Annotated in this window: 2 tRNA genes and 3 rRNA genes; all 5 read right to left on the bottom strand. The window is 48.4% G+C overall.

Going from position 1 to position 5,274, the window contains the following annotated elements:
* Positions 1 to 6: 6 nt before the first annotated feature.
* Positions 7 to 123: ribosomal RNA gene (gene rrf, locus FGQ49_RS10045) — 5S ribosomal RNA — on the bottom strand.
* 78 nt (positions 124 to 201) lie between these two features.
* Positions 202 to 3,062 (bottom strand): 23S ribosomal RNA (locus FGQ49_RS10040).
* Positions 3,063 to 3,249: 187 nt separating this feature from the next.
* Positions 3,250 to 3,326 (bottom strand) — tRNA-Ile (locus tag FGQ49_RS10035).
* Between the two features lie 17 nt (positions 3,327 to 3,343).
* A tRNA-Ala gene (locus FGQ49_RS10030) sits at positions 3,344 to 3,419 on the bottom strand.
* Positions 3,420 to 3,491: 72 nt separating this feature from the next.
* Positions 3,492 to 5,010, bottom strand: a 16S ribosomal RNA gene (locus FGQ49_RS10025).
* Together the 16S, 23S and 5S rRNA genes with 2 tRNA genes alongside form the textbook arrangement of a ribosomal RNA operon.
* Positions 5,011 to 5,274: the final 264 nt, after the last annotated feature.

Genomic DNA, 5,274 nt, shown 5'->3' with positions numbered 1-5,274 from the left:
AAAAAAACCCCGCGACTACCTACCCTCCCAGTCCGTCTCCAGACAAGTACTCTAGGCGTGGACGGGCTTAACTTCTGTGTTCGGAATGTTTACAGGTGTTACACCGTCGCTATCGTCACGAGGAATTAAACTATTTCATTTAACTCTTCATTAAGAGATAATTATAAATTGCATAAGTTCTTTAACAAGTTCATATATCTTTAGATCAAGTCCTCGAGCAATTAGTATCGCTCAGCTGAATACATTACTGTACTTACACATGCGACCTATCAACCTGATAGTCTATCAGGGCTCTTACTTCACAAAGAATGGGATACCTAATCTTGAGGGGGGCTTCGCACTTAGATGCCTTCAGTGCTTATCCCGTCCCAACTTAGCTACCCGGCTATGCCACTGGCGTGACAACCGGTGCACCAGAGGTTAGTCCGCCCCGGTCCTCTCGTACTAGGGGTAGCTCCTCTCAAGTATCCTACGCCCACGACGGATAGGGACCGAACTGTCTCACGACGTTCTGAACCCAGCTCGCGTGCCGCTTTAATGGGCGAACAGCCCAACCCTTGGAACCTGCTTCAGCTCCAGGATGCGACGAGCCGACATCGAGGTGCCAAACCTCCCCGTCGATGTGGACTCTTGGGGGAGATAAGCCTGTTATCCCCGAGGTAACTTTTATCCGTTAAGCGACGGCCCTTCCACTCGGAACCGCCGGATCACTAAGCCCTACTTTCGTACCTGCTCGACGTGTCTGTCTCGCAGTCAAGCTCCCTTCTGCCTTTACACTCTAATAAATGGTTTCCAACCATTTTGAGGGAACCTTTGGGCGCCTCCGCTACTCTTTAGGAGGCGACCGCCCCAGTCAAACTACCCACCTGACAGTGTCCCTATACCGGATTACGGTATCAGGTTAGAATTCCAGCATTATAAGGGTGGTATCCAAAGGTCGACTCCACCAAGACTGGCGTCCTAGCTTCTAAGTCTCCCACCTATCCTGTACATACAATACCGAAATTCAGTGCCAAGCTATAGTAAAGCTCTACGGGGTCTTTCCGTCCGGTCGCGGGTAACCGGCATCTTTACCGGTACTACAATTTCACCGAGTGTGTTGTCGAGACAGTGTCCAGATCGTTACGCCTTTCGTGCGGGTCAGAACTTACCTGACGAGGAATTTCGCTACCTTAGGACCGTTATAGTTACGGCCGCCGTTTACTGGGGCTTAAGTTCACTGCTTCGCCGAAGCTAACAGATCCCCTTAACCTTCCAGCACCGGGCAGGCGTCAGCCCATATACTTCATCTTTCGATTTTGCATAGACCTGTGTTTTTGGTAAACAGTCGCCTGGACCTTTTCACTGCGCCCTGCTCTCACAGGGACCCCTTCTCGCGAACTTACGGGGTGATTTTGCCGAGTTCCTTAACAACACTTCTCTCGCTCATCTTAGGATTCTCTCCTCACCTACCTGTGTCGGTTTACGGTACGGGCAAATATGTTCTCAATAGAAGCTTTTCTCGCCAGTGTGAAATCAGCTACTTCCCTACTATATTTCGGTACTCATCACAGCCCAGGCTTACGTTAAGCGGATTTGCCTACTTAACACCCTCACTGCTTGACCCAGCATTTCCAACAGCTGGGATAACCTATCCTCCTGTGTCACTCCATCTCTCAAACAAACATATTCGGTACTGGAATATCAACCAGTTGTCCATCGACTACGCCTTTCGGCCTCGCCTTAGGTCCCGACTAACCCCGGGGGGACGAACCTTGCCCGGGAAACCTTAGGTTTTCGATGGTACAGATTCTCACTGCACTTTCGCTACTCATGCCAGCATTCTCTCTTGTGTAACGTCCACCGGATACTTACGTTTCGGCTTCACCCTTTACACAATGCTCCCCTACCACTAGTATAAACTAATCCTTAGCTTCGGTATCAGATTTTAGCCCCGGTTATTTTCGGCGCATAATCACTCGACCAGTGAGCTATTACGCACTCTTTAAATGAATGGCTGCTTCTAAGCCAACGTCCTGGCTGTCTTAGCAATTATACATCCTTTCCCACTTAATCTGAATTTTGGGACCTTAGCTGAAGATCTGGGCTGTTTCCCTTTCGACCATGGAACTTATCTTTCACAGTCTGACTGCATGACTAAAATATATGGCATTCGGAGTTTGATAAGGTTCAGTAAGCAATACGCCCCCTAGCCAATTCAGTGCTCTACCTCCATTATTCATCGTCACACGCTAGCCCTAAAGCTATTTCGGGGAGAACCAGCTATCTCCGTGTTCGATTGGAATTTCTCCCCTACCCACACCTCATCCGAGCCTTTTTCACAGACACCGGTTCGAGCCTCCACGAAGTTTTACCTTCGCTTCACTCTGGACATGGGTAGATCACACGGTTTCGGGTCTACAGCATGCAACTTTCGCCCTATTCAGACTCGGTTTCCCTGCGGCTTCGCTGCTGAACAGCTTAACCTCGCTACACACCGTAACTCGCTGGCTCGTTCTACAAAAAGCACACCATCACTTGCGCTCTGGCTGCTTGTAGGCATAAGGTTTCAGGTTCTATTTCACTCCCCTCCCGGGGTACTTTTCACCTTTCCCTCACGGTACTATTCTCTATCGGTCATCCAGTAGTATTTAGCCTTGGGAGGTGGGCCTCCCATATTCCCACAGGGTTTCACGTGTCCCGTGGTACTCGCTTGGTGTATCTACTACATAATGCTTTTCGCTTACAGGACTGTAACCTTCTTTGGTGTGCCTTCCCATACACTTTAGCTAAACATTATATCTCTCAATACACGGGCTGGTCCCCGTTCGCTCGCCGCTACTAGGAGAATCGATGTTTCTTTCTCTTCCTCCGGCTACTTAGATGGTTCAGTTCGCCGGGTTCCCTCCTACCAGACTATATATTCACCTGGTGGTACTATGTCTTCACATAGTGGGTTGCCCCATTCGGAAATCTACGCCTCAAAGCTTATTTGCAGCTTAACGTAGCTTATCGCAGCTTATCACGTCCTTCATCGGCTCTGGATGCCAAGGCATTCACCTTATGCCCTTAATAACTTGATCCTAAGATATATTCTTACAAAATGTCTTGAAATTATAGTTTTTAACCAAACTTTCTTTTCTTTGTCGTTTCGTAATCATACTTGTTTTCGTGTTTTCTACTTATGCAATTTTCAATTATCTCTCAACTCTTTAAGAGTTAAAACTAAGATACTATTTCTAATACCTTACTTTTAATCCTTAAACTTCATGGTGGGCCTGGGAGGACTCGAACCTCCGACCTCACGCTTATCAGGCGTGCGCTCTAACCACCTGAGCTACAAGCCCCCACACATTTTCATATATGGTGGAGATGAGGAGATTCGAACTCCTGACCCCCTGCTTGCAAGGCAGGTGCTCTCCCAACTGAGCTACACCCCCATTAGTTGGTCATTCAATTTTACAATAGATTAAAAGAGAAAGATTTGAGTCGAGTCTCTTTTCTACTCTTAGAAAGGAGGTGATCCAGCCGCACCTTCCGATACGGCTACCTTGTTACGACTTCACCCCAATTACTGATCCCACCTTCGACAGCTGCCTCCTTACGGTTAGCTCACTGGCTTCGGGTGTTACCAACTCTCGTGGTGTGACGGGCGGTGTGTACAAGGCCCGGGAACGCATTCACCGCGACATTCTGATTCGCGATTACTAGCAACTCCGACTTCATGCAGGCGAGTTGCAGCCTGCAATCCGAACTGAGATCTGCTTTTTGAGATTAGCTTGGCATCACTGCTTCGCAACCCTTTGTACAGACCATTGTAGCACGTGTGTAGCCCAGGTCGTAAGGGGCATGATGATTTGACGTCGTCCCCACCTTCCTCCCTCTTTCAAGGGCAGTCTGTCTAGAGTCCTCAACTGAATGTTAGTAACTAAACACAAGGGTTGCGCTCGTTGCGGGACTTAACCCAACATCTCACGACACGAGCTGACGACAACCATGCACCACCTGTCTCTTTGTCCCGAAGGAAAGTCTAATCTCTTAGACGGTCAAAGGATGTCAAGACCTGGTAAGGTTCTTCGCGTTGCTTCGAATTAAACCACATGCTCCGCTGCTTGTGCGGGCCCCCGTCAATTCCTTTGAGTTTCACTCTTGCGAGCGTACTCCCCAGGCGGAATACTTAATGTGTTAACTGCGGCACTGAGTTACCCCAACACCTAGTATTCATCGTTTACGGCGTGGACTACCAGGGTATCTAATCCTGTTCGCTCCCCACGCTTTCGCACCTCAGCGTCAGTTATCGTCCAGTAAGCCGCCTTCGCCACCGGTGTTCTTCCTAATCTCTACGCATTTCACCGCTACACTAGGAATTCCGCTTACCTCTCCGATACTCAAGTTATCCAGTTTCAAGTGCACTTTTCCGGTTGAGCCGAAAACTTTCACACCTGACTTAATTAACCGCCTACGTGCTCTTTACGCCCAGTGAATCCGGACAACGCTTGCCCCCTACGTATTACCGCGGCTGCTGGCACGTAGTTAGCCGGGGCTTTCTCCTGAGGTACCGTCATTATCTTCCCTCAGAACAGAGCTTTACGATCCGAAAACCTTCATCGCTCACGCGGCGTTGCTGCGTCAGGGTTGCCCCCATTGCGCAATATTCCCCACTGCTGCCTCCCGTAGGAGTCTGGGCCGTGTCTCAGTCCCAATGTGGCCGATCACCCTCTCAGGTCGGCTACTCATCGTCGGCTTGGTGGGCCGTTATCTCACCAACTACCTAATAAGACGCAGGTCCGTCTCATACCACCGGAGTTTTTACCACTTTATCATGCGATAGCGTGGTCTTATGCGGGTTTAATCCAAGTTTCCCTGGGCTATCCCCCTGTATGAGGTTGGTTACCTACGCGTTACTCACCCGTTCGCCACTTTCCGCTTATGAAATCTTCCGAAGAATCAATCATAAGCTTCTCGTTCGACTTGCATGTGTTAAGCACGCCGCCAGCGTTCGTCCTGAGCCAGGATCAAACTCTCAATATAATTTATCGCATCAACCTCTCGGTCGATTGTTTACATCTTAAATCTTAATCCGACTCTTTACTCAAATCTCACTGACTAAATTTGCATATAGCAATTCATATCATCTTTTTCTCTTTTATTCTTTTGTCTTATTATCTCGCCGCCTCTTTCAGAGTCAGCTGAATTATAATACCACATACTCAATCTCTTGTCAACTACTTTTTTAACTTTTTTTGTCATTTTTTTTCATTGACTTCTTCTCGTATGCTTATCCAGCTATCCGCT

Origin of the sequence: Anaerofustis stercorihominis (assembly GCF_005844425.1) — a bacterium.
In the GTDB taxonomy this organism is placed as follows: Bacteria; Bacillota; Clostridia; order Eubacteriales; family Anaerofustaceae; genus Anaerofustis; species Anaerofustis butyriciformans.
The sequence above is the reverse complement of the archived record's forward strand: the minus strand, read 5'-3'. Positions and strand labels throughout refer to the sequence as shown.